Annotated in this window: 24 protein-coding genes, 2 tRNA genes and 1 pseudogene; 19 read left to right on the forward strand and 8 right to left on the reverse strand. The window is 41.0% G+C overall.

The genetic code is table 11. The features are described 5' to 3' along the window. The first annotated feature begins 3 nt into the window (after window positions 1-3). The 12 genes and pseudogenes from M1381_11255 (at window position 4) to M1381_11310 (ending at window position 6,310) form a co-directional block, all read left to right on the forward strand. Window positions 4-276 (forward strand): annotated as a pseudogene (locus tag M1381_11255) (MoaD/ThiS family protein). Between the two features lie 69 nt (window positions 277-345). Next, a complete protein-coding gene (locus tag M1381_11260; GenBank protein MCL4479651.1) occupies window positions 346-528 on the forward strand; it encodes an NIL domain-containing protein in 183 nt (60 codons plus the stop codon). Window positions 529-530: 2 nt separating this feature from the next. Further along, the gene (gene moeB / locus M1381_11265) at window positions 531-1,328 is read left to right on the forward strand and encodes a molybdopterin-synthase adenylyltransferase MoeB (GenBank protein ID MCL4479652.1); all 798 of its coding nucleotides are present in this window, start codon (window positions 531-533) and stop codon (window positions 1,326-1,328) included. Continuing rightward, window positions 1,325-1,624, forward strand: coding sequence for a DsrE family protein (locus M1381_11270; GenBank protein ID MCL4479653.1), 300 nt, complete (start codon window positions 1,325-1,327; stop codon window positions 1,622-1,624). The genes moeB and M1381_11270 overlap by 4 nt, the downstream gene beginning before the upstream one ends. Next, entirely contained in the window at window positions 1,621-1,932 is a 312-nt protein-coding gene (locus M1381_11275; protein MCL4479654.1) for a hypothetical protein, read from the forward strand. The genes M1381_11270 and M1381_11275 overlap by 4 nt, the downstream gene beginning before the upstream one ends. A 1-nt stretch (window position 1,933) precedes the next feature. Further along, on the forward strand, window positions 1,934-3,127 hold the full coding sequence (locus M1381_11280) for a radical SAM protein (protein MCL4479655.1): 1,194 nt from the start codon (window positions 1,934-1,936) through the stop codon (window positions 3,125-3,127). Continuing rightward, on the forward strand, window positions 3,124-4,506 hold the full coding sequence (locus M1381_11285) for a DASS family sodium-coupled anion symporter (GenBank protein ID MCL4479656.1): 1,383 nt from the start codon (window positions 3,124-3,126) through the stop codon (window positions 4,504-4,506). The genes M1381_11280 and M1381_11285 overlap by 4 nt, the downstream gene beginning before the upstream one ends. Before the next feature lie 27 nt (window positions 4,507-4,533). Further along, entirely contained in the window at window positions 4,534-5,220 is a 687-nt protein-coding gene (locus M1381_11290) for a phosphoadenylyl-sulfate reductase (GenBank protein MCL4479657.1), read from the forward strand. A gap of 12 nt (window positions 5,221-5,232) precedes the next feature. Continuing rightward, window positions 5,233-5,706 (forward strand): DsrE/DsrF/DrsH-like family protein, encoded by a 474-nt coding sequence (locus M1381_11295; protein ID MCL4479658.1) that lies wholly within the window; start codon window positions 5,233-5,235, stop codon window positions 5,704-5,706. A 9-nt stretch (window positions 5,707-5,715) separates the two neighbouring features. Then, window positions 5,716-5,946, forward strand: a complete 231-nt coding sequence (locus tag M1381_11300) for a sulfurtransferase TusA family protein (GenBank protein MCL4479659.1) — start codon at window positions 5,716-5,718, stop codon at window positions 5,944-5,946. Between the two features lie 104 nt (window positions 5,947-6,050). Then, window positions 6,051-6,122, forward strand: a tRNA-Gly gene (locus M1381_11305). Window positions 6,123-6,239: 117 nt separating this feature from the next. After that, a tRNA-Cys gene (locus tag M1381_11310) sits at window positions 6,240-6,310 on the forward strand. A gap of 17 nt (window positions 6,311-6,327) precedes the next feature. Here M1381_11310 and M1381_11315 read toward each other — a convergent pair. The 7 genes from M1381_11315 to M1381_11345 all read right to left on the reverse strand — a co-directional run bounded on the left by M1381_11315 (window position 6,328) and on the right by M1381_11345 (window position 11,318). Continuing rightward, on the reverse strand, window positions 6,328-7,398 hold the full coding sequence (locus M1381_11315) for a tyrosine-type recombinase/integrase (protein ID MCL4479660.1): 1,071 nt from the start codon (window positions 7,396-7,398) through the stop codon (window positions 6,328-6,330). Window positions 7,399-7,654: 256 nt separating this feature from the next. Then, entirely contained in the window at window positions 7,655-7,942 is a 288-nt protein-coding gene (locus tag M1381_11320) for a hypothetical protein (GenBank protein MCL4479661.1), read from the reverse strand. Continuing rightward, on the reverse strand, window positions 7,927-9,075 hold the full coding sequence (locus M1381_11325; GenBank protein MCL4479662.1) for a hypothetical protein: 1,149 nt from the start codon (window positions 9,073-9,075) through the stop codon (window positions 7,927-7,929). Before M1381_11325 ends, M1381_11320 begins: the two co-directional genes overlap by 16 nt. Window positions 9,076-9,147: 72 nt before the next feature. After that, window positions 9,148-9,321 carry a hypothetical protein gene (locus M1381_11330; protein ID MCL4479663.1) on the reverse strand — a complete coding sequence of 58 codons (174 nt, stop codon included), beginning with the start codon at window positions 9,319-9,321 and terminating at the stop codon, window positions 9,148-9,150. Between the two features lie 84 nt (window positions 9,322-9,405). Next, window positions 9,406-9,624 carry a helix-turn-helix domain-containing protein gene (locus M1381_11335; protein MCL4479664.1) on the reverse strand — a complete coding sequence of 73 codons (219 nt, stop codon included), beginning with the start codon at window positions 9,622-9,624 and terminating at the stop codon, window positions 9,406-9,408. A gap of 158 nt (window positions 9,625-9,782) precedes the next feature. Beyond that, window positions 9,783-10,808 carry a hypothetical protein gene (locus tag M1381_11340; GenBank protein ID MCL4479665.1) on the reverse strand — a complete coding sequence of 342 codons (1,026 nt, stop codon included), beginning with the start codon at window positions 10,806-10,808 and terminating at the stop codon, window positions 9,783-9,785. 249 nt (window positions 10,809-11,057) lie between these two features. After that, window positions 11,058-11,318 (reverse strand): MarR family transcriptional regulator, encoded by a 261-nt coding sequence (locus tag M1381_11345; protein MCL4479666.1) that lies wholly within the window; start codon window positions 11,316-11,318, stop codon window positions 11,058-11,060. A 590-nt stretch (window positions 11,319-11,908) separates the two neighbouring features. Between M1381_11345 and M1381_11350 the strand changes: the two genes are divergently transcribed. The 7 genes from M1381_11350 to M1381_11380 all read left to right on the forward strand — a co-directional run bounded on the left by M1381_11350 (window position 11,909) and on the right by M1381_11380 (window position 22,526). Next, a complete protein-coding gene (locus tag M1381_11350; GenBank protein ID MCL4479667.1) occupies window positions 11,909-13,963 on the forward strand; it encodes a phospholipase D family protein in 2,055 nt (684 codons plus the stop codon). A 380-nt stretch (window positions 13,964-14,343) separates the two neighbouring features. Next, complete coding sequence (locus tag M1381_11355; GenBank protein MCL4479668.1) at window positions 14,344-15,828, forward strand: type I restriction-modification system subunit M; 1,485 nt, start codon at window positions 14,344-14,346, stop codon at window positions 15,826-15,828. Window positions 15,829-15,831: 3 nt separating this feature from the next. Further along, complete coding sequence (locus tag M1381_11360; GenBank protein MCL4479669.1) at window positions 15,832-16,431, forward strand: hypothetical protein; 600 nt, start codon at window positions 15,832-15,834, stop codon at window positions 16,429-16,431. Next, on the forward strand, window positions 16,412-17,470 hold the full coding sequence (locus M1381_11365) for a hypothetical protein (GenBank protein ID MCL4479670.1): 1,059 nt from the start codon (window positions 16,412-16,414) through the stop codon (window positions 17,468-17,470). Before M1381_11360 ends, M1381_11365 begins: the two co-directional genes overlap by 20 nt. Next, complete coding sequence (locus M1381_11370) at window positions 17,463-18,755, forward strand: restriction endonuclease subunit S (GenBank protein MCL4479671.1); 1,293 nt, start codon at window positions 17,463-17,465, stop codon at window positions 18,753-18,755. Before M1381_11365 ends, M1381_11370 begins: the two co-directional genes overlap by 8 nt. A 4-nt stretch (window positions 18,756-18,759) precedes the next feature. Continuing rightward, window positions 18,760-21,792, forward strand: coding sequence for a type I restriction endonuclease subunit R (locus tag M1381_11375; GenBank protein MCL4479672.1), 3,033 nt, complete (start codon window positions 18,760-18,762; stop codon window positions 21,790-21,792). Between the two features lie 2 nt (window positions 21,793-21,794). Next, window positions 21,795-22,526: a M48 family metallopeptidase gene (locus M1381_11380; protein ID MCL4479673.1), complete on the forward strand. Its 732-nt coding sequence runs from the start codon at window positions 21,795-21,797 to the stop codon at window positions 22,524-22,526. Between the two features lie 262 nt (window positions 22,527-22,788). On the opposite strand, the gene M1381_11385 is transcribed toward M1381_11380, so the two are convergent. Then, on the reverse strand, window positions 22,789-24,222 hold the full coding sequence (locus M1381_11385; protein ID MCL4479674.1) for a transposase: 1,434 nt from the start codon (window positions 24,220-24,222) through the stop codon (window positions 22,789-22,791). Between the last annotated feature and the right edge of the window lie 73 nt (window positions 24,223-24,295).

The following is a 24,295-nucleotide window of genomic DNA, read 5'->3' on the forward strand; positions in this document are numbered from 1 at the left end:
ATTATGGCAGTTACAGTAAGAATACCAACACCATTGAGAAAGTATACGAATGGTAAAGATGAGATCAATGTAGAGGGTAAAACCTTGAGAGAGCTTATGGATAATCTTGATAAAAACTACAAAGGCATTGGTCCCAGAATCATGGATGAAAAAGGCAATATAAGAAGGTTTGTAAACATATACCTCAATGATGAGGATATAAGGTTTAAATCCAACCTTGATACCGTTATCAAGGACGGGGATGTAGTATCCATCATCCCTGCTATAGCAGGCGGTGCTGCAAAAAAGGATATTAAAAAAAAAGTATACCTGACCTACCAAAAAAGATTACTCAACAAACCCATTATATGGGAGGCGTGCAAAAAATTTGATGTAGTTATAAACATAGGGACCTCAACGGTATCGGGCGATTTTGGAATTGTTGGTATGGAATTAAAGGGTAAAAGAGAAACGGTAGAGGCACTCATTAAATGGTTCAGTAAGAAGGGTGTTAAGGTTGAACCAATAGAACAAACAATAGTGGAGTAACAATGCTTACGGACATACAGGTAGAGAGATATTCGAGACATATAATACTTGATGGTGTGGGTGGCAAGGGACAGGAAAAATTGCTCAATGCAAAAGTCCTTATTATAGGTGCTGGAGGGCTTGGTGCACCTGCGGCCATGTATCTATCAGCAAGCGGTGTTGGAACTATCGGTGTCGTTGATTTTGATGATGTTGACATATCGAATCTCCAGAGACAGATAATCCATTCTACAATGGATATCGGGACACCAAAGGTTGACTCAGCGGCAAAGACTATCGGTGCTATTAATCCCGATATTTCTGTAAACAAATACAACGTAAAGCTTACATCTGACAACATAATGGGCATAATAAAGGATTATGAGATTATTATCGATGCTACCGATTCGTTTCCCGCAAGATACCTTATAAATGATGCCTGCGTGCTTACAGGAAAGAAAAATGTCTACGGTAGTATTTTCAAGTTTGAGGGTCAGGCCACGGTATTCTCGCCGCACGAAGGACCATGTCTTAGATGTCTTTATCCTGAGCCCCCACCCCCAGGTATGGTTCCAAGCTGCAAAGAGGTTGGTGTGCTTGGTGTTGTGCCAGGATTTATAGGTGTTGTTCAGGCAACAGAGGCTGTTAAGCTGATACTTGGTATCGGCAGGCCATTGATCAACAGGATGCTAATTTATGATGCGCTTCGCATGGAAGTCAGAGAGATGAAGATTAGAAAGGATCCGGCTTGCCCGCTGTGCGGAGATCATCCAACCGTTACAGCCCTTATTGATTATGAAGAGTTCTGTGGCGTTAGATGAAGCTGTGTGTACTCATTGCACTGAATGGTAAGGGTATAGTTCAAACCCTGAAACAGATTTTACAGGATTTCGGTGATGGCATAGAACTGTTTTTATACAATGACGGGGTTTTACTGATCGATGATGAAGATTTTTTATCATTGTCAAAACATATAAAAATAACCCTCTGTGATGTAAGCGCGAAAGAGAGAGGGCTTAAGAGGAGAGAAGGATTCAAGTTCGGCAGTCTTTATGACCTTTCAAGTATGATAACGCACGCTGATAAGTTCATTCCTCTCGCGGATGGATCTTTATGAAGATAGTAGTATTTATCAAAGAGAAGAACTTAGAAAGGCTTAAAGACGGCATAAGGCTTGCACTTGGTCTTACTATTAATCACAGAGTCTCTTTGGTTATCACAGGGGTATCTGCTGATATCATTTCTGGTGCATTAAACGATCATGCTTTTAAGGCATCGCTGGAAGAAAGCATAGGGCTTTTAAATGGTATGTCGGGTGAGGTGCGGTCCCAAAAAGCCATTACAGGCATTGATAAAGCTGGTCTTATATCAAACGGGGAACTAATGAATTTAACGCTCAATTCCGACTCTGTTGTGGTTTGGTAGTATGGACATAAGTAAGATTTTATCAAATCCCGTATCACTCAAACTCGACATCATGTTGAGGGGTATAAGGGTTGACCGGGTACTTTTAGATTTATTGAGTAAAAGTAATTACATCTTTACCGTAGAGGGTATAGAGCTTGAGCTGAAAAACGGTATCAAAGTAAGGGCACCTTATCTTGATAAGGTATCAAGGCGCTCACCGTATATGCTTGATTATGAATCTAAGGAGATAGTGGTTGATGAGCACAGGGTCACTGTTAAGCTAACAGGCGATTTCCAGATTAACAAAAAGAAAACCTCTAACAATATTTTAATGTCCCGTATAGCGAATCTATACGGCAAGTACCTTGCTATAACGCCAACCCCGTCATGCGGATTCTTTGGAGAGAGGCTTGCATGTGCATTCTGTCCTGCGGTTGTAGATGAGCAAAGAGAGGGCAGTGCTGTTTCCGTAGATGATGTTCTTGAGACAATCAGAGAGATTTACAAGACAGAGAAGCCGTCGATAATACTTCTGAGCATTGGTGATATGGGAACGGATGATGGTGGAATAGAGTTTGCGGAACAGTACATTAAAGCCATCCATAAATATTTTAATGTAATGATCATGCTTGAGGTATCGCCGCCAAAATATCCTGAATGGATAGATACTGCTTATGGTGCCGGCGCCGATGCGATCTGCTTTAATATAGATATCTTTGATCAGAAGCTCTTTAATGAGTTGTGTCCGGGAAAGGCAAAAGATAATGGCAGGGAAAGGTATTTTAATGCACTTAAGTACGCAACAGGCATATACCCGCAAGGCACTGTATTAACACATCTTATTCTTGGTATAGAGCCTGTAGAGTCAACCATAACAGGCATTCAGTATCTTACTTCAATAGGAGTTGTGCCAATACTCTCTGTATTCAGACCTGTAAATAAGAGTATGATGAAGTATTTTGTAAACCTATCGATTGAAGAAATACTGCCTGTTTACACATCTCTTTACTGCTCTATGCGTAAAAACAAGATCCCATTTACGTGGACCAAGCATCTTGGTTTTGCCATTACTCCATTAGAGGCAAGCATATTTAATTGCAGAAATGATCTAAAGAACAGAATGGCTCTTATGGTAGAAGGATCAACTGCTATAGATAGTATAAGAGCAGGCATGCTTCGCATAAGAAGATCACTCAGGGTTAAAGAATTATGACACAGCAAAAGTATCTAATAGATAAAAGACATATCTCTATTATACTATTTCAAAAATTATATAAGCCTGCAGTGTTCTTTATTGTAATTGGTTTATTACTCTTGTGGGAACGGCATCCGGATATTACAGGTTTATCAAATAACGCACATGATACGCTTGGTATATTCTTTTTATGTGTGATATTATGGATCACGAATATTATACCGCCTGCAATAACAGGTTTTACAGGCATAGTCCTCCTTGTAATAAGCAAGGCATTACGGCCGGAAGAGGTTTATCAAATGTTCTTTACAGAGCCCGTATTTTTCATACTTTCTGCATTTGCAATTGCAGCAGGTATGAGAAAAACGGGTGTTGCAAGGCGCATCACTCTCTGGTTTATCTCTTTGAAAGGAAGGCTGCCGTTGAAAGCTCGGTTGTATATTATGAGCGCTGTTCTTTCTATGCTTATGCCGGAATATGCTGTTGCTGCGATGCTTATTCCAATTGTACTCGAGTCGGGTACAGGTTATAAAAAATCAGAACTCGTGAGCGTGATGTGGGGAACCCAGATAGGTGGATTGGCAACATTACTTGGCGGTGCAAGAGGCCCTCTTACCATAGCTATACTTAAAGCAACGAAAGGTATTGATATAAGCTTTTTACAATGGAGCGAGGCTGCATTCCCTGTAGCACTTATCTTACTTATAATAGGCTACTGGATAATCTCGCTCTTTTTTAAAGATGAAAACAAACCTGCAATAGAGCTTGGTAACCCGCCCGGTATTATAAGATTTGAAGAGATTATCATGCTTGGTATTGTTATACTTACAGTTACAGGATGGATTTTATACGGCACTTCGGTAGGCCTTGCCGGTATAGGGCTGATTGCCATAATTATGCTGTTTGTATTTGGCATATTAAAGGTTGAAGACCTTACCAGACGTATAGATTGGTCTATTATAATAATGTATGGCAGTGCAATATCCATAGGTTTTGCGCTTAATAAAACCGGTGCAGCCGCATGGCTTGGGACGTACAGCTCTTTGATATTTCCCGGTGTTATCTCCACAACAATAGGGCTTTTTTTTATAGCCGTAATCATGACTGAATTTGTCAGCCATTCAGCAGTTGTTGCCGCACTGCTGCCCGTAGGCATAGGCATGTCTGAAAGACTTGGTATAAATCCTGTAATAATGGGTATAGGTATTGGACTTGCCTCTGGTATGGCATTTATATTCCCGTTTAGCTCACCTGGAAACATGATCGCCTATTCCTCGGGTGCTATAAAGCTTAAGGAACTCGCTTTACCAGGATTCATAATGCTTTTCATATCAATTATTATTCTATTCCTGGCAGTGGAATTTTACTATCCCGTGCTTGGATATGGGAAAATCTGATATAATATAAAAGGAGGAAGACGTAACATGATAAAGAAAGAGCAAATAGGGCAAATAGCTAATGAATTTGAGGAGAGGTCCCAGGAGGAACTCATTGCGTATGCGATAAATGAGTTTAATAAAGACATCGCTTTTGCATGCAGCTTTGGTATGGAAGATGTTTGTATTGTTGATATGATCGCAAAGGTGGCCCCTGATACGAATATCTTTTATCTGGATACCGGGGTTTTCTTCAAAGAGACTTATGAGCTTATAGAAAGACTCAAAAAAAGATATGGCATAAAGTTTGAATGTGTAAAGGCACTTATGTCGCTTGAAGAACAGGCAGATAAGTACGGACCGGAATTGTGGAAGAAGAATCCTGATCTTTGCTGTAAGATAAGAAAGGTGGAGCCGTTGAAGAGAAAACTTGCAACTGTTAAGGCATGGGTTACAGGCATCAGAAGAGAGCAGGCACCAACAAGGGCGAACGCAAAGACAGTAGAGTGGGATGATAAATTTGGTATAGTGAAATTCAATCCTCTCGTCAGGTGGACAGCCAAGGATGTACTGGGCTATGTTATGGGTCACGGCATCCCCTACAACCCTCTTCATGATAAGGGCTATCCGAGTATAGGCTGTGAGCCGTGCACAGCTCCGATTAAAGCCGGCGAAGATCCAAGATCAGGTAGGTGGAAAGGGTTTGAAAAGAAAGAATGCGGTTTGCACGTATAAAAAGGAGGTAATATGAACAAAGCATCAATAATCGTGCTCTCAGGCGATATGGATAAGGTCATTGCAGCATTTAACATCGCAATAGGTGCTGCATCATCAGGTATGGATGTTACAATGCTATTTACTTTCTGGGGACTTAATGTGCTTAGGAAGGATAAGATTGGCGCTAATGCAAAGGGCATAATGCAGAAGATGCTCACGTGGATGAATAAGGGCGGAACAGAAAACCTGCCTATGTCAAGATTCAATATGTTTGGGCTTGGAACGTGGATGATGAAAAAGCTGATGAAGAGATACAAAATGCCGAGTGTAAAAGAACTTTACACAATATCAAAACAACTCGGTGTAAAGGTTATAGCATGCACAATTACAATGGGCATGATGGGGATTGCCAAGGAAGATCTTGTGGATGACGTTGATGAGTTTGCAGGCGTTATAACCTATATCAAAGAGGCGCAGGAATCGAAGATCAATCTATTTATATAGGAGGAATACATGAAGATAGATAAGACAATAGATACAACAGGGCTTTTATGCCCTCTGCCGATACTTAGGACTGCTCAGGCAGTAAAGGAAATTAAAGCAGGGGAAACACTTGAGATCCTTGCTACGGATCCCGGTATAAAAGAAGATATAAAAAACTGGTGCACCATGACCGGTCATGAACTTATTGATATTGTAGATCAGGATGATAAGATTATTGTGCATTTGAAAAAATCCAGTTAGCCCAAAAATGCAATAGAGACAGTAGTATCTAATTACGTATTAAACCTATATATCATTAGGTCTTGACTTTTATAGATTTTATTTGTAGAGAAATATAAAGTTATGCGGGTGTAGTTCAGTGGTAGAACGTCGCCTTGCCAAGGCGAAAGTCGTGGGTTCAAATCCCATCGCCCGCTTTTATATATTTACTCCGTTAGAAAGCCCGCCATGTATGGTGGAAATACTATGATAGAGCTCAAATCTTCATAGCAAGTTCGTGGTTCGGAGCAGCATCCCTTTCTAACGGGGTTTATGGCGGCATAGCCAAGTGGTAAGGCAGCGGTCTGCAAAACCGTTATCTCCGGTTCAAATCCGGATGCCGCCTTTTGATTTTTCAAGGAGTTAGACACTTTCGTGCCCTCCCTCTATTTGCCCTGCTACCGTTTTTGCTACAACATCGCCAACCTTATCCAAAACTTCTACACCACCTCTCAGATTATTGGGTGCCAGATGCGCATACCGCTCCGTCATTGCTGCTGTCTTATGTCCGAGTAAACGCTGCACCACATATCTGTCAACGCCATGCTGAACCAGCATAGATGCGAAGTGATGCCGTAAGTCGTGGAACCGGAAATCTTCCAAGCCTGCCCTCTTGCTCGCTTGTTTAAACCGTCTGCTCACGAGTGTATTGCACAGTTTTGCGCCTGCCGGGGTGTAGAATACATACGGGGTATCTATACGCCTGACCCTGTTTAACCCTGACAGCAGGTTCTTCACTGTTTGATTCATTGGGACGCCGAGGCGTTCATGATTTTTTGTATGCTCGACCACTATTGTCCCATTTTTAAAGTTAATCTGCTGCCATACAAGACTCGTGATGTTGTCCAATCTCAGGCCGGTATTGACCGCCAGAACCACGATAGGGCGTAGCTGCTCATCACAAGCTACACACAGTCTGCTATACTCATCTTCTTGAAGATACTTCACCCGTCCAGGGGGCATCTTCTCCAGCGGTACTTGCATAAAGGGATTATGTGCAATCCAGCCAAATTGCCTTATTGCAACATAATAAAGGTGCTTTGCAAGAGCCAATTCTTTGTTGATAGAAGATGCTGATGCCTTCTCACTTCTCCGCATGACCTTGTAATCGTTTATCATGTTTGGGGTGATCTGGTTCAGGTATTTGTTTGCAAATACCGGCAACAAATGCTGCAGGCTTATCTTGTCTCTTAACTGGGTTTTGGCTGCCTTTTGCATTCCATCCTCCCTTGCATACTTTTTTGCAAGCTCCTCAAAACTCCGTTTGCTCCCTTCATCTTTTAGCCCAAATCTTTCCTGTGCCATTTCAAGCTTTAGCTGTGCCTCTCTTTGCTCTGCAAGCCTTTTGTTGTCCGTGCCGGTTGATTGCCATGCATCTCTGCCATTGTATCTTAATCTTACGTACCACTTGCCGCCTCTTTTAAATAAACTCATTTAACCTCCTTTCGAGACGTTGAAAGTGGTTAATTCCGTGCATGTCCCCCCTACCGCACTTATCAGGGGTATGCAACCACTTTCTACCATGTAATACGGACTTATATCTTTTGTTATTATGTGCGATGTATTCCGTAACGTGATATAGAAAACAACGTTTTTAAAAAGCTTTTATTTTATGCCTGTTCATGCTTGACATACCAATTCACGTATTTTGCTTTTTCATGCCCTTAAAATTTCCGATACATTGACCGGATTAAGTTATAGATTCCTTTTTTTGCTGCCTTACCGCCTTCATACGCTGTCCCCATTCCGCCTTCTCTTTTTCAGATAGGTTTGTAGGTGCGCTTTTCGCCAATTTTTTGCGGTTTGGGTTATACGGCTGAAACTGATACAGCGGGCAGCTATTCCCTGCTTGGCAATCCGCAGCACTGTCCTCTTGTCCATTGCAAACATAGCATTGTGCCAGGATCGCTTCCTTGTAGCTCAAGGGTTGTCCGCTCTTAAATTTTCCATACTCTTTTTGACCTATGATTTTACCCATGCTTTAGCTCCTTTGTTTGATGATGCCTTGCCATACAATGCCTGGACTATTTCAAAATATTTTTTATCAATCTCAAACCCTATTGATTTACGCTTTGTTTTTACACAGGCGGATACGGTTGTACCTCCGCCCATCATGGGATCGAGTACCGTGTCCCCGGGCCTGGTGAATGCCTCTATCAGTTTGATGAAGGTCGGTTCCGATTGTCCCCATGCATGAAGAATTTTATTTGGGGCCCCACTTATAAAGACATTCTCAATCCATGTGTCCTGCTTTTTTAATGGAGGCTTAAAGAAGAACAGTATCGGTTTGCCTCGAGTCCACATGTTGACCGAGAAATCCGGTTTTATTGCGCCTTTATGATACAAAAAGCCGCTGTAGTAGTATTCCAAATACTGCAACATAGAATCCGTTGCTTTCAGTAAATACAGATTGCCGTAATAGAATATCAAAAATCTGCCTGTCTTTAATACCCGCCGTGCTTCCTTTGCAAGATCGTATAATAAGTGAATATAGCCTTTCCCGTAGGGCGGATCCGTTAAAATAAGGTCAATGGAATTATCCGGTAAGGCCTTTATAAGTTCTCTGAAATCGCCATGTTTCAATACAGGGACATAATCGCTCACAGGAATTTCTCTTAGTCTTTCTTTTTGTTGTTCAATTTGTTTTTGATGATGTAATTTTCTGGCTGTCTCATACATGCCTGCAGTTGTGAGTTCCTGATTGTGGTTTTTGACTGTTTTGATTGCTTCTTCAAATGCATTTTCCGGTATGTCGGCAATGGCTTCATAACGGCAAGCGATCCTTCTTGCTATGCCAATATCTTTAAGGGCCTCTGTTTTTGTTGTGACAGGCGGGTCATCGTGTCCCGCCTGATTTAATCTATGCTCATGTGTTGGCAGCGCTCTTGACAACTCTCCGATCCGCCGTTCCGCTCGGAGCTTGATTTCGGCAATGCTGTTCTGTACCTCTAAGCCTTCTCTGGCTTGTTTTGCATACGCTCTTAATGCCTCCATGCGGTCACGTATGTCTTTTACTTCATCAAGCTGGGTGCATTTTGCTATGGCGGTTTTAGCCGCTTCCCAGTCGAGAAGATAAATATGATCTCTTTTTACTAATTCTAAATTACCCATGCTTTATAAAAGTTCGCTTGTTTGAAAAAGAAGGCGGGTACTGTGTACTTGCCTTCCATACCCCCGAACCGTTCATTCTTCAGGCTCCTCATCTTCGCTGTAGAGTTCATCCGCCTTTGAGAAACCGTCGTTGAAGCCGTCCCGGTACGCCTTTTGCAATTCTTCAGGCGTATAAGTTTTCTTAGTTGTTTCTTTTTCTGGGGCGGCTTCCGACTCAGGGTTTTTGTTTATTTTCGATCTGTCCATACTTGTCACCCGCCTTTGCTTAAACTTCGATTTGCTTCCAATAATAAATAGAAAGCAGTAATAAGCCGTAAAATATCCATGTTCTCAATGAGTGGCATGTTTACCCTGTAGTGCGTCTCTTTTAGCTTTTTCAAAACCGCCGTTTTTGAACCAGTCGAGGACAGAATCCCCGTCGAAGCGTAAACACTTGGATATTTTCAGGTGGGGGATGAGATTCCTTTCGGACAACCCATAAACACTCGCTATGCTGATACCCAGCATAGCCGCCAGTTCCTTCGGACGTAATAACTTTTTTGTTTCCATCGTATTATCACCTCACATTGAACCTAATTCTGATTCGATGGGAAACACGCTATGCGGGTACACATTTATGTACTCACATGGCAGGAGTGTTTTTTATTTTAAAAGGGAGATTCTATGTAGTGATTAGGGATTATGAAAATGATGGTAACTGTAAGATATTATTGTTTTTTTATGTAGTGCAACAAAGAATCCATGAATTTGTTATCCAAAAAGAGATACGGGGCACGAAAAGGCTTGTTTAACGAGGAAACCAAGGTCGTGGTATAGCTCCGCTGTAAAGAAAATTTATTCTGTAAATGTCTTTTCACAAACCTTGGTTCTATTTGGTGCATATCATTTATTGATTTAACCCCGTAGGGCTTAGTCTCTGCATTAATCCCATATTTTAAGGCGGCCCGCATGAACTCAAGCAGATTTTTCTTTGTGATTTCGTTTATATTGTTAGTATCGCGATTATTGCTTGTCGATGGTGAAATTTCTGTTACGCCTGCAACTTCAAAAAACTGATTATTTTTAAAGTTCAATCTGAAATGTAATGAACAGAAAATACTTTCTGTTTTGAAAGATTTAAATAATTGGATCGCAATGAAGAGAAATACCAAATCAACAATGGCGCCTCTGATTGCCTTATTCTTGTCAACTTTGTTGTCTGGTAGCTCACCTTTCTTCAGCATAAATTCAATAGTAGATTTGAAGTCGTGTAATCTTTCCAATCGTTTTTTATCCAATCCGTCGTCATTCTTTATCTGATTCTCTACCTCTTTTAATTTTTCATTCAATAATGTTTTATCAGGCGTAAATCGCTTCTTGGCATTAGCTATTGTATCGGTTATTTTTTTTAGTGTGTTTAAATCATCCTGCCATTTTTGTTCCCAATCAGAAAAAAGGGGTAAATAAATATACTGCGGGTATCTTCTGAGTTTCCCGATTGCGGTATTAAAGTCGTTTTCTATCTCTTGTATTACTGAACGTCTATTTTTAAAACTCGGTGCTTTATGCATGGAATAGAATATTAAATTATAAAGCCTATAAATTTCTTCAATGCTGTTCTTCATATACTCTTTTAGTTTGTCATCACTTTTGATGCCTGCCCACATAGCAAGATTTTTCACTGCTTGGCTATCAAGATGGTTATATCGCTTGCCTAAATACTGTTCTATATCAGCCGGTCTATGCCTACCCATATTTCTTTTTGTTGTCCTTATAGAAATTTATTCTTGCATAGTATAAAGATTTTATCCCCCCAACGTTGCTTATTATTCAATGTGAAATATATCATATCGTTAATGACAAAGTAAATGACAAAGTAATAGATTCTGAAGCCGCTAACCGCTAATCTACATTAGTGGCAAGGTTTTACTGAGAGAAACCACCTTCCATAATGTCTGTTATGGAAATAGCTATTCCGCAATAATTCATAATAAACAAAGTAATCAAAGTCCTCTTTTATAATCCAGGTATTCCTTGCCTCTGAAATTAATCTGATACCCATACACCCAGCCTTTGGCATGGTGATTACAGGGTATCCGCTTGCGATATAGCCAGTGATAGCGAAATAGGTTGTTTACTGCCCTGCTTGTTTGTTGAATAGACATGTCGAGCGCATCAGAAAGCTCGTTTACGGTCATTCTATCTTGATCGTTGTCAGCAAGCACCTCTAAAATTTGATATGTATTGTAAGGCTGTTCCCACATAATACTTAACCTCGCCCCAAAGGTAATCGGTAATTTGCAATAGTCAACTATTGAAATAATATGAATATTCCTTACATTGAAATTACCTTCGATAGCTCATGTTGATATTCCCGCTATTATGATCAATATCGGGCGTTATATAGTATGCTGAGTATAAGTCATTGATTTTCTCGGTTTTTTGTTGTTATCGATCCACATCGGAATCATCTACTGATTTATCGGAATCCGAAACGATATTCGATAATGATATTATCGAATATTCCTTACATGAAATTTCGTTATGAAACGTAATAACGATGTTCAGCAACGATATTGGATAACGTGATTACTTGATAATTAAATACGGAACATTCCTTACATTGAAATTGAATCAGATTGAGTAAATAGGGTGCGGTCGTTAATTATAAGATAAAGAGAATAAAGTACCCATCCGGGAAAGGGGCTCTTCATTTTTATAGAAAAATCCGTTGTGATCTGATAAAGAACTTTCTATGGGAAATAAGCTTCTCAAAAAACCATTATCAAGCCTGATTCAACGGTTTAAAAGAAACCAGCTATCTTTACCGTTACGTAAGTAAGAGGGATTTATTATGGAGGATAATCTTTTCCCTATAAAATACTTAAATATAGTTTATAAAGGCAAGGAGTTTTCCGGGAAATGGGAAGATATTTTCTGTTCTTCGGATTATGAGGAATTCAATGGAATAACCTATGTCTCCAGCCCAGGATTCTTTTTTGAATTTGCGAAAAACTTTCAGCGTGTAGAGCTTATTATAGGTATAGACAAGGGCGGGCCAGCTTTAAAATTTGATCCAATAGAAGGAGCAGAATTTTTTCAGAAACTCGATCTTGAGATCAAGAAAAGGGTAGCAAGCGGAAACATCAATATACGCTATGCAAAGGACAATGCCATCCATTCAAAGCTTTATTTATTGAAAGGCCCGGATGGTAGAGTAGGGCGTGTTATCATAGGATCTGCTAATTTCACACAAAGTGCTCTCCACGAGAATAGGCAGTTTGAAGAATTGATCGTTTATGATCGCTCTGATAGTTCCGAGGTATGTGATGCTTATGAGAAAAGATATAAAGAAATATATCGAAATACCATTGACTATATACCTGAAAGGATAAAGGAAAAGTTTAGGATGGGTCTCCCTATTATCATCGATGAGGAAACAGGAATCAACATTGTTCAGGAAGATGCGGGTAATTTATTGCATTCCGATGCTGATTTTATACACCAAAGCATAGAGGAAGAAAAAAAAGAAATAGACTATAAGGTAAAAGAGGTAGAAAACAAGGTACAACTTTTCAAAGCTCTTTCAAAGAAGACTGAGCAGGGCTACGAATTCAAACAACCAAGGAGTGGATTGAACAAAGAGGTCAGGGACATCATTGTAAAAAGATACATAGATTCAACAGAGCCTGTTACTCCGGCACACACTACAAATGAGAAAGAGCTTTTCTATAAAGATGAGGATCATGTTCTTATTGTAAAAGACCGTGATGGCTCTGCAATGCCGGTGTCCAAGGCATTGGACAAAGAGAAACTGATCCAGGAAATAGCCAAGTTAAATAAGGTAATAGATGCCTATGCCAGATTTGTAAAAGGCAGTAATGAAGAGAAGGTCAAGAACAAAAAAAGAGTGTTTGAGATCATACTATATGCCTTTATGTCTCCTTTTATATGGAAAATGCGGGAAGAATACTCCGAGATAAGAAAGGGCAAAGAGGTCAAGGCAGATATACCGATATTTTTGATCATCTCAGGTGCATCCAGGACAGGGAAAACATCGTTATTACATATAATCAATATGCTGCTGGGAAATTATAAAGAAGTTGATGATTATCCTAAAGATAATGGTTTCAAAATTAAGAAGCGACTTAATTATGAAGATTTATACCCTGTTTTAATTGATGAAGTTCCGAAGGATTTCTTCAGCAGAAAAGGTTCTGTAAACACGGGGAGAGGACAGGAATTTATTATACATGTAAGTAATACGTTAGGTGATTCAAAAGAACGCAAATATCCTGCTGTTATCATGACTACAAACGAAGATGTCGATAGCATTGCGGAGAGATTGTTGCGAAGGGTTTATAACATCAAATTGGAGACACAGTTCGGCACTGATAAGAAGGCAGAGGCAGAGAATCATAAAAGTAAGGTTATAAACGAATTAAATGACGACTTGTTTAAGGATTTCTCATGGAAAATGATTCAAAAAATCAGAAATGAACCAATAAACTTTGAATTCAGAAACAATGATTTTTTATACTACGGGCGAAATATTTTTAAAGAGTGGTTTAATGAGATAGGTCAACATCCTTATGATTGGTACAACGAAGATAAAGTAGACGGTTATTATGAACGGGGGAGTAATCGGTGGCGGGACTTGTACAACAGTAAAAAACAATATTTTGCAGTAAATAATAACAATGAAATATTATTAGATAATAATGCTGTTTTTAAGCAACCTGTCCAAATAAAACAATACACAGAATATCTTGTTTCGGGTGTACTGAAAGACAACAGTGGATTGATGTTGAGACTTGATAAAAAAGAGTTTTTCAAGTTTATCGGAGTGAGAGAGGGAGATGGGTTATTAAAAAGAATTTTGGGTAAATTGATAAGTGCAAAGGATTAGTAAAATGACCACAATTGCAATAAAATGCGGATAAGTCTTTCAAGAGTGATGAAAATAGCGTCCCATAGAAATATTCCTTACAAACTGAAATAAACTTATTAAGAACAACCCATTCTCAATAATATGGAGGTTGTCCCTAGATTTCCAAGCAGTATCCGAACACATAGAGCGGTTTGAAAGAAACCAGAAACCATTGGTCAAAATGAAAGCTACAAGACATTTAGTAATCAATAACTGTTTATAAAGGATAGTTATACTATATCTTATAATAATGTAATACTATAATATCGTAATATACTTGACATTTATATTCTTATTGATTATCCTTTTTTTAGGAAAGAGCTGGACAATATTTAATAAGAAGGAGAGGACTTTTTTATATGCCAAAATTAGACTTGGATACGTTAGAAAGCCATTTGTGGGAATCAGCTAATATTTTGAGGGGTAGTATAGATGCCTCTGACTATAAAAATTATATCTTTGGTTTGCTGTTCTTAAAGCGGCTTTCAGATGTTTTTCAAGAAGAAGCGGATAGGCTTTTAAAAGAAACGAAGAATAAAAAGATAGCCTACGAAGAACCGGATGAGCATGAATTCTTCGTTCCTCCAAAGGCCCAATGGAAATACCTTACAACGCTGACTCACAATCTTGGAGATGCCATCAACAAAGCCAATGATCTTCTGGAAGAACACAATCGTGTTCTGGAAGGGGTTCTTTCCGCTACCGATTTCAACGATAAGGACAGACTGTCGGACACCACACTCTCCAAACTAATTTTACACTTCTCAAAAATCAGCTTGCGCAATGAAGATTTATCAGAGCCGGATATTTTGGGCAGGGCTTATGAATATCTCATAGACCAATTTGCAGACGACGCCGGCAAGAAAGGCGGAGAATTTTATACACCCAAAGAAATCGTCTCCCTTTTGGTTGAAATCCTTGACCCTCAGGAGGGCATGTATGTGTGTGATCCCGCATGCGGCTCTGGAGGTATGCTTGTACAAACGGTTTATCATCTGAAGTCTGTCCATCAAAATTATAAAAATATAGTTCTTCACGGCCAGGAGAGGAACATAGGCACATGGGCTATATGCAAGATGAACATGCTTTTGCACGGTATTGCCGGTGCACGAATAGAAAAAGGGGACACCATACGCGAACCCAAGTTGTTACAAAAAGGTAAATTGATGGAGTACGACACTGTCATAGCAAATCCTCCATTCTCACTCAAAAACTGGGGTATCGAAATGGCAGGAAACGACCCTTTCGGAAGATTTAAGTATGGTATCCCGCCAAAGAGCTACGGAGATTACGCTTTTGTTCAGCACATGATTTCCATTCTCAAACCTTCTGGCAAAGCCGGTGTAATTCTGCCCCACGGGGCGCTTTTCCGAGGTGGGGCAGAAGGCAAGATCAGGAAAGGTATTTTGGAAGAAGACATCGTTGAGGCAGTGATAGGCCTTCCGCCCAATCTTTTTTATGGGGCAAGCATTCCGGCATGTCTCTTCATTATCAACAAAAAGAAATCTGCTCATAATAAGGGCAAGGTATTCTTTTTATATGGAGCGCGGGACTTTCTTCAGGGTAAAAAGCAGAACAAGCTCAGACAGGAGGATATCGAAAAAATAGTCAGTGCATACCGTTCCTATGCTGTTATAGATAAATATTGCCGTTCTGCTTCGCTGGATGAAATCCGGCGCAACGACTATAACCTCAATATCCCGAGGTACATAGACATTACAGAACAGGAGTCACCTATAGATGTTCAGCAGGCCATCGATAAGCTTGCCAAACTCAGAAGGGAACGGGCATCGGCAGAGGAAAAGGTTGAAAACTATCTGAAAGATTTGGGCTATAAGATATAAATTATGGAATTTAAAAACAAAGAAGACATCGATCTGGTTTTGAATGCCCTCGGGGAACAACTGTCCGCTATTAATAAAGGTCACATTGACATATTAGTGTGCGGCGGATCTGCGCTGCATGCCCTGGGACTTGTAACGAGAACAACGAAAGATGTTGATGTGGTTGCCATAGTTTCGCACAATTCTTCCGATAGACTAACACTTGAGACTGCACAACCTTTGCCGCAGAACCTAGTTGATGCAGCTAAGAAAGTAGAAAGGGATTTTCAATTGAAGGACGGATGGATCAATTCCGGACCTACATCTGCTCTGGATCTCGGACTTCCGGAAGGTGTTCTGAACCGTGCAGAAACACTTAAGTACGGCAAGTATCTTACAGTACGCTTCATCAGTCGTTACGATCAGATTCATTTTAAACTCTACGCTGCTGTGGATCAGGGCGGCAAACATTATCAAGATATTATTGCTTTAAAGCCTACTGCAGAAGAGCTTGAAAATGCAGCGCGCTGGAGCATGACTCATGATGTTTCCGGGGGCTACAGAAACGCACTCAAAGATATGCTTATTGAAATGGGGTATAAGAATGTTGCCGATAGAATTTAGAGAAGCCCTTCTTGAACGTATTCTTACCTTTCTCTGGAGGCAGTGGTCTGCACTGGGCGTGCTTGGTGAATCAGGTGCAGAAGATGACTGGGTCATTGATCCCGAGCCTTTACTCGTCTTTTCTCTGGAGATTGGACGCTATGAGCCCAGGCTGTTTGACGAAATCCTTGCATGGTTATTGGTAAACGGACAATGGCTTGATATGGCGAGACTGAAAAGAATCCTTGAGAAACAGGATAGAAAGACCGTGCAAATAGTAGGGGCTGCGTTTCAATACGTTTTGTCCAAGGGAAATAAGCGGAAGTGGCATAACATTACACAATTCTGTGCCGGCATATACAAAAAACAGTCAGCAGCAGATTCCATAGAGCCGCTCTTTAAAGAGAGATCGGGAAAGCCCCATCCATTGGCTATCGGAGATAAGATAGAGCCTGATTTTTTATTATTTTCCATAAACCGCCCCAAAATCCACATACAAAAAGAAGCAAAAGAAGTGCCTGTCAATGCCAGCGCCAACCTGCGCTTTCTTTTAAGATCTATTTTTGGAATTGGAGCCAAGTCCGAATCCCTCCTGTATCTTTTGACCCACGAAGGGGCACGCCCCAGGGAGATTGCCGATGCTGTAGGCCTTTTCTGGCTCGGCATACATCAGACTTTATTAGACCTGTCGAGATCCGGTTTGGTATTGACAAGAAGCAGGGGCAGGAAAGTAGAATACTGGGTATCTCACAGGAAATGGTGGGATTTTCTCGCTTCACTGAATATCGATGAGACAACTCCGCCTAAATGGCTCAATTGGATTGCTGTCTTCTCAGCCTTATCGGTTGCATGGAAGGCGGTTGATGAAATGGCATTCGGAACAGAATCAGACTATATGAAGAGCTCAAGACTTCAGGACAGCCTTGAGATTATTGCCCAGGAATTCTCCCGAAGCGGACATGACATCCCGAGGATCCCGACCATGGGACTACCGCCGGATCTGCACCAGAAAACAGCCCTTATATTTTTAGGCAATATTTTCGGAGTCGCACATGAGTAACCAGATCTCCACCCTCCGCATGGAGCAGAAATTCAAAAAAACACCGGCAGGGGAAATTCCGGTGGATTGGGAAGCAAAGCAATTAGGCAAAGTTGGAATTGCAACAGACGGTGACTGGATTTTAAATAAGGATTATTCAAAATCTGGTGTTCGCTTGTTGCAAATTGCGGATATAGGCGTGGGCAAATTTCTTAATAAGTCAATGCGATTTATTTCCGAAGAAAGTGCCAACAAATTGAATTGCAGCATTTTACAGCCAGGAGATATTTTAATATCCCGCATGCCAGATCCAATTGGACGAGCATGTCAACTGCCAGAATTAAATTACCAAAGTATAACTGCAGTTGATGTTACTATTTGGCGTCCAGATCCCGATAAATACGATCGACGTTTTTTGACTTACTATCTTAATAGTTCTAAGTGGTTTGCTCTGGTTAATAATTATTCGTCGGGGACAACCAGAACACGCATTAGTAGAACTAATCTTGAGAATATTGAAATTCCAATCCCTCCCTTAAAAGAGCAGAGATTGATCGCAAAGATTCTCTCAGCAGTGGATGATGCCATTGATAAGACAGATGCTGTTATTGAAAAGACCAAAGAACTAAAAAAGGGCTTAATGCAGATTCTTTTTACAAAGGGAATTCAAAAAGGACGATTAAAAACTCAAGATTTTAAAGAAACGGAGATTGGCAGGATACCAAAAGACTGGGAAATTAGAAATATTAAATCTTTAGCAAAGAAAATAATTAATGGAGGTACACCGGACACAAATACTGAAAAATATTGGCATGGCAATATTCCATGGATTACAGGTGCCGATTTCTCTGATCAAAAAGTGACAAACATTAGACGGCATATAACAAAAGAGGCTGTTGCAAATAGCAACACAAATGTGGTGCCTCAAGGAACAATACTGGTTGTAACAAGGACAGGCGTAGGAAAACTGGCTATGGCCTCATATGACATAGCTATCAGCCAGGATATAACTGGGATAATTTCAAATGATGAGTTAGTAATTCCAAGATTCTTGTTCTGGATACTAAACTACTACGTGCCACAGCTCAAAGCTGCACACCAAGGTACTTCAATCAATGGCATTCTTCGAAGTGATTTAGAAGATTTTATGATCCCGGTCCCAACAATCCAGGAGCAGAAAAAAATCACTGAGATTCTTTCAACTATTGATGATGAGATATCCCATGAGGAAAAGCATAAACACCAATTAGAGCAGATAAAAACAGCCCTCATGCAGGTACTTCTGACAGGGAAGGTGCGGGTTTAATTTTATGGCTCCATTTAACGAAGACACACTTTCGGAAAAGCCGGCAATCGAGCAGTTGAAAAGAATGGGATACCTCTTTATTCGCGGGGAGCAGTTTGATCCGCAGGAGACAGAGGATTCCGAACGTTCGTCGCGGAGGGATGTTGTTCTGGTCAGCCGACTGAGGACTAAGCTTATTGAATTTAATCCGGATGCTTCTGAAGGAACTATAGATAAGGCCATCCGTCATGTGACGAATATACAGGGTACCGGTCTTCTGGAGGAAAATAAAATATTTCACCATGAGCTTATTTCTAATATCTCAATAGAGCAGGAAACGGGAGACGGCAGGCGGGGACTTACTGTCAGATTTATTGATTTCGATAACCCGGAAAGAAACGAGTTTCTTGCGGTCAATCAGTTCTGGATAAAGGGACATGAGGTTTTTGATCGTCCAGACATCGTTATCTTTGTGAACGGAATACCCCTTGTTGTTATAGAATGCAAAAGTCCTGTTGCCCGGGAGACGGGGGTAATGGATGCACTGGATCAATTGGTACGCTATCAAAAAGAAATCCCCGCTTTGTTCCGGACCAATCAAATCTTAATCGGCGTCAACTTGTTCGGAGCCCAATATGGAGTTGTCGGAGCAAAACAGGAAAACTTCCATGAGTGGAAAGCAAAACCAGATGAGAAATTACCGATACTAAATGACCACCCTATAGTGAAAGAGATGCTTGAACTGAAGTTGATAAATAAAAATGATCTTTCTCTGACTCCGGCATCCCAGGATGTTATGATTGCAGCGCTTCTTAAGAAGCAGAACCTTCTTGATATAATCAGGAACTTCATCGTTTTTGATACAGATAACGGCAAGATTGGGAAGAAGATTGCCCGCTATCAGCAGTTCATTGCCGTCCAGAAAATCGTCGACAGGGTTACTCATGAAAAGGAAAAGAAAGGGATAATCTGGCACTGGCAGGGATCCGGAAAGTCCCTTACAATGCTCTTTGCTGCACTGAAACTCAGAAGGGATGAAGCCAGACTTAAGAATCCTTATTTTCTTGTCGTAACGGACAGGAAGGATCTGGACGGGCAAATCTCCGATACGTTCCGTGATTGTGGCTTCCCAAATACAATCCAGGCAGAGAATTCAAGGGAACTCTACCGTATGCTATCAGAGGGCGTTGGACGCACTATTATGACCACTGTCCAGAAATTTAGGACAATGCCGGAAAAGCCTCTTTCAACCGCAAAGAATATCATTGTTCTGACGGATGAAGCCCACAGGACCCAGTACGGGAGTTTTGCTCTCAATTTAGGGAAAGCTCTTCCTAACGCGGCAATCTTTGCTTTTACCGGGACACCTCTGGATAAACGATACAGGAATACGTATAAGGTTTTCAGCCCGATAGGGGAACGATATTTGGACAGGTACAGTATATACCAATCCGAGCAGGACAAGGCTACCGTGCCTATAAAATACATGAGCCGAATGGCAGCACTGCGTATAGTAGGCTCATCTATTGATGCATTATTATCTGCTCTGTTCCCCGAAAAAACGAAGAAAGAGCTTGCATCCATTAAAAGGCAATATGCTAATCCCGATGCCCTGACTTCTGCACCTCAACGGATAGAAAGGATCGCATTGGATATTATAGAACACTATAATCAGGCCATTAAGCCAAACGGCTTTAAAGCAATGATTGTGGCTGAAACCCGTGCGGCAGTTGATAAATATAAGACTGCACTGGATCGCCTTATTGATCCTGCTATATCGGCAGTAGTCATGACTATAAATGACCAGGATGATCCAGATGAATGGAAAGAAAAATATTTTCTTACGGATAAAGATGAAGTTGCCCTGAAAGGGCGATTCAAGGATCCTGCTGATCCGCTTTCATTTTTAATCGTCTGCGACAAACTGCTTGCGGGATTCGATGCACCTGTTCTCCAGGCGATGTATCTGGACAGCCGTCTCAGGGAACACAACCTGCTTCAGGCTGTGGCACGGACTGACAGGCCATATCCAAGGAAAAATTTCGGGCTTGTTGTGGATTATATAGGTATTGGAACAGGACTCTTAAAGGCTCTTGAAATGTATAATGCCGAAGATCTTGTTGGATTTCTTGACACTGATGATGTTGAGAGAGAACTCGAGAAACTGAAAGAATATCATAAAACATTAATGGAAATTTTTTCGGGCATATCCTTCGAAGGAGATCCAAAGGAAATCATACAGGAATGCATGGATATTTTGAGGAACAAAAAGATGCGCAGTGAGTTTGACAGCGTTTATCGCGCATTTGCCAGGAGCATGGACTTTTTAATGCCCGATGTGAGGGTAGGTGTGTATATAAGGGATTTTAAGTTCCTTGGTGTAATAAGAGAAGGGGCAAGGAATCTTTATCGCGATGAGAGCTTGCGCATGGAAGATTTGAGTCGCAGGATTGAGGCACTCATCCATGCTCATATAGTTACCGAAGGAATGGAGAATTTATTGGAACCATTGACTATCAGTTCCAGTGACTTCGCAGAAAAAATTCAATCTAAGGGTAGTGATAAGGCAAAGGCGATCCATTTGGAATATGCAATACGTGATACAATTAATTCACATGCAGCAGAAGATCCGGCATATTACGAGTCTCTCCAGAAGCAGCTTGAAGAATTAATAGAAAGTCAGAAAAAAGACAGAAAAGACGATGCCGAGCTCCTACGTTCTTTAATGCAGATCAAAGAAGACGAGAAAAAAAAAGACGCAAATGCACGTAAATACGGGCTCGAGGGAAGTAAGGAATTTGCTTTCTTTGGCTTGCTCAGAAAGTACCAAGAAGAAATCCCTCTTAAAACGGACGAAGAAATGGCCTCACTTGCAAAGGATATCATAAGAATAATAGAGGAGCGAGCTGTCGTCGAATGGACAGAAAGGGACGATATACAGAAAGAGATGCGCCGTGAGGCAAAGCGTCTCTTGCGTACAAAAGGCTGTAAAGATAAAGACCTGCAGCATTTGACTACAGAGTTTATGGAACTCGCCCAGAAGTGGGTGAAACGGTAGATATGCCCTATATAATCCACAAAGGAAATGCGCTGCATTTTTCGCTTCGCATATCACAGCGAAGGAAAACGATCGCTCTCAGGATTAGCAGGAATGGGAGTGTTGCAGTAACAGCCCCTTCGTATGTCAAGACTACTGTTGTCCGCAGGTTTGTAAGGAATAAGGTTGAGTGGGTACTTGATAAACGAAAATATTTCCTCGAAATGGCACGGAAATATCCACCCAAAGAATTTAAAAATGGCGAGACTTTTCCCTTACACGGGCACAATTTTCGACTTAAAATTGTTAAAGTACCTGAACTCCATAAGTCCCGTTTTAAGATTGAAGGGAAAAGATTAGTTATTTTTGTTGACTGGCAGGCGGGCAAAGAACAAAGAGAAATTATGCAAGAAGCCATCCGGAACTGGTATACCGGTCACACAGAAAAAAAGCTCAATATTCTCATAAAAAAGTATGCCCCCTATCTGAATGTTTTACCAATAAAAATAAAGGTGGTTGATCAGACAAGCAGATGGGCAAGCTGTTCAAAAACAGGGATTTTAAGATTCAACTGGCGTCTTTCAGCCATGCCGGTATCGGTCTTTGAATACATTGTGGTACATGAGCTTTGCCATCTTAAAGTGCATGACCATTCTACGCAATTCTGGAGGACTGTAAAATCCATTCTGCCGGATTATGAGAACAGCCGTAACTGGCTTAGAGAAAACGGTATTAAAATCGCTTTGATGTTTTAGAGAATAGCCAGAAATCCCCCGAGCTTTTAATCTCGAGAATCGAGCGTAAGATACATAGTTTTATTTTGCAGAGAATTTACAAAGGAATAAGCATGGCTGAGGCGGAGTTATTTTGCCAAATTGGCCTCATTTATGTAGCATAACTGCTTCTGAAGCTACTATCTGCACGCCTAGAAAGAATTGGGGGTAGGGCTACACACTTGACTCAGGTATTCAGCTGATAGGTAAACTAGGGGTCAGCACTTGACAGGCTGTTGAAAAACTAAGTATTTTCGAAGCAATTTAATCCATCAAATTGCATTCTGTTAATATTTTGGGTTAACCGGCAAAATAAATCCGCTAATCCAATCATCGGAGATGAAAGAAAGGGCTTTTTTACCTCCATTCCTTCCTTTTGAGGCCATCTCCTTGAGAGCATTTTAACCATTCTCTTAATATTCTGTGCTGCAGCAGTCATTAATATCTGTTCTCTAACAAATTCAGCGCCTCGAAACTTAGCCCTCCTCAGTCCCATAAACTCTTTTGCCTCGCCGAACAATTCTTCGATCCGCTTCCTCATCCGCTGGGATATCCGGTATTCTATGGTTTTGTTTAATTGCTTCGCTGCATTTATGGAATCTTCGTAGAGATGATAACTCACTGACCGCGCCCGGTCTCTCGTGCATTCTGCTTTCTTTACACACAGCTTACAATCTTTCCTGCTTGCACGGTAGACATGCTGCCTGCTGTGTTTGTGTATCCCCCAATACTTCATTTCTTTCCCTTCGGGACATAGAAATATGTTACGCTGTTTATCAAAATTGAATCTCTCTATCGGATAAATTCCTTTCTCATTTCGGCTTCGGTTGTTTACTATCGGTATATGGGGCTGTATATGCTCCTTCAGAACAGCATCTATAAACTCCCCGGCACAGTACCCTTTATCTGCTCCAAGAGTCTGTGGCTTTATGCCGTAGGTATCTTTTATTCTTTGTATCTGACGAAGAGCATTCTTGCAGTCCGTATTCTTATCAGGCTTGCCGATATCGGTCCCTATTATTATCCTGCTCTTACTGTCCATGACATAGGTAGCTGCATGGCTCAATTCCGTTGCCCCCATAGACGTTTTCCTCGCAAGCCGTGCATCAGGATCCGTATGCGATCGGTGAGTATCGTTGCTTATCGCCTCGCCCCGGTTCGCTTTCCCATATCCGGGTTCCCATGGCTTTTCTTCTACAGGGTTCTCCTTCTCAAGCTTCTCTATGTATTCCTTAGGCTTCATCTCCACCACGACCGGCTCAAGGCTCTTGATCGATGCATTCGCTTTTATGTTCGTGCTGTCTACGGTAAGGTGCCTCCCCGTTAATAACCCCTGTGTTATACACTGCCGTACTATCTCATCAAATATCTCTTGAAATACTTTGCCCTCTGAAAATCTATCATGCCGGTTCTTTGAAAACGTCGAGTGGTCTGGTACCTTGTCGTCGAGATTTAATCCTACAAACCATCGGTACCCTATATGCATATTTACTTCCTCGCATAATCGCCGCTCAGAATTGATCCCGTATAAATATCCTACCAGAAGCATTCTTAGTAATATCTCCGGGTCTATGGAGGGACGGCCAGTCTGACTATACAAGTGCTTTACCTTATCTCTTATAAAACCAGAATCTACATACTTCTCTACAAGTCGTAACAAATGATTCTCTGGGATCATTTCCTCTACCTTGATATGGTAAAACATTGGTTCTGTCTTTTGTTTCTCTCCTAACATCATGCCTCCTGTGAAT

Source organism: Deltaproteobacteria bacterium, from assembly GCA_023382265.1.
Lineage (GTDB): Bacteria > JAMCPX01 > JAMCPX01 > JAMCPX01 > JAMCPX01 > JAMCPX01.

Bases quoted from the DNA above. Each gene is read 5' to 3' on its own strand.
- M1381_11330 (MCL4479663.1), bottom strand. From the start codon at position 9,321: ATGGACAGATCGAAAATAAACAAAAACCCTGAGTCGGAAGCCGCCCCA.
- M1381_11370 (MCL4479671.1), top strand. From the start codon at position 17,463: ATGAGTAACCAGATCTCCACCCTCCGCATGGAGCAGAAATTCAAAAAA.
- M1381_11350 (MCL4479667.1), top strand. From the start codon at position 11,909: ATGGAGGATAATCTTTTCCCTATAAAATACTTAAATATAGTTTATAAA.
- M1381_11300 (MCL4479659.1), top strand. From the start codon at position 5,716: ATGAAGATAGATAAGACAATAGATACAACAGGGCTTTTATGCCCTCTG.
- M1381_11275 (MCL4479654.1), top strand. From the start codon at position 1,621: ATGAAGATAGTAGTATTTATCAAAGAGAAGAACTTAGAAAGGCTTAAA.
- M1381_11385 (MCL4479674.1), bottom strand. From the start codon at position 24,222: ATGATCCCAGAGAATCATTTGTTACGACTTGTAGAGAAGTATGTAGAT.
- M1381_11315 (MCL4479660.1), bottom strand. From the start codon at position 7,398: ATGAGTTTATTTAAAAGAGGCGGCAAGTGGTACGTAAGATTAAGATAC.
- moeB (MCL4479652.1), top strand. From the start codon at position 531: ATGCTTACGGACATACAGGTAGAGAGATATTCGAGACATATAATACTT.
- M1381_11375 (MCL4479672.1), top strand. From the start codon at position 18,760: ATGGCTCCATTTAACGAAGACACACTTTCGGAAAAGCCGGCAATCGAG.
- M1381_11365 (MCL4479670.1), top strand. From the start codon at position 16,412: ATGTTGCCGATAGAATTTAGAGAAGCCCTTCTTGAACGTATTCTTACC.
- M1381_11345 (MCL4479666.1), bottom strand. From the start codon at position 11,318: ATGTGGGAACAGCCTTACAATACATATCAAATTTTAGAGGTGCTTGCT.
- M1381_11285 (MCL4479656.1), top strand. From the start codon at position 3,124: ATGACACAGCAAAAGTATCTAATAGATAAAAGACATATCTCTATTATA.
- M1381_11290 (MCL4479657.1), top strand. From the start codon at position 4,534: ATGATAAAGAAAGAGCAAATAGGGCAAATAGCTAATGAATTTGAGGAG.
- M1381_11295 (MCL4479658.1), top strand. From the start codon at position 5,233: ATGAACAAAGCATCAATAATCGTGCTCTCAGGCGATATGGATAAGGTC.
- M1381_11270 (MCL4479653.1), top strand. From the start codon at position 1,325: ATGAAGCTGTGTGTACTCATTGCACTGAATGGTAAGGGTATAGTTCAA.
- M1381_11325 (MCL4479662.1), bottom strand. From the start codon at position 9,075: ATGGGTAATTTAGAATTAGTAAAAAGAGATCATATTTATCTTCTCGAC.
- M1381_11280 (MCL4479655.1), top strand. From the start codon at position 1,934: ATGGACATAAGTAAGATTTTATCAAATCCCGTATCACTCAAACTCGAC.
- M1381_11380 (MCL4479673.1), top strand. From the start codon at position 21,795: ATGCCCTATATAATCCACAAAGGAAATGCGCTGCATTTTTCGCTTCGC.
- M1381_11340 (MCL4479665.1), bottom strand. From the start codon at position 10,808: ATGGGTAGGCATAGACCGGCTGATATAGAACAGTATTTAGGCAAGCGA.
- M1381_11355 (MCL4479668.1), top strand. From the start codon at position 14,344: ATGCCAAAATTAGACTTGGATACGTTAGAAAGCCATTTGTGGGAATCA.
- M1381_11335 (MCL4479664.1), bottom strand. From the start codon at position 9,624: ATGGAAACAAAAAAGTTATTACGTCCGAAGGAACTGGCGGCTATGCTG.
- M1381_11360 (MCL4479669.1), top strand. From the start codon at position 15,832: ATGGAATTTAAAAACAAAGAAGACATCGATCTGGTTTTGAATGCCCTC.
- M1381_11320 (MCL4479661.1), bottom strand. From the start codon at position 7,942: ATGGGTAAAATCATAGGTCAAAAAGAGTATGGAAAATTTAAGAGCGGA.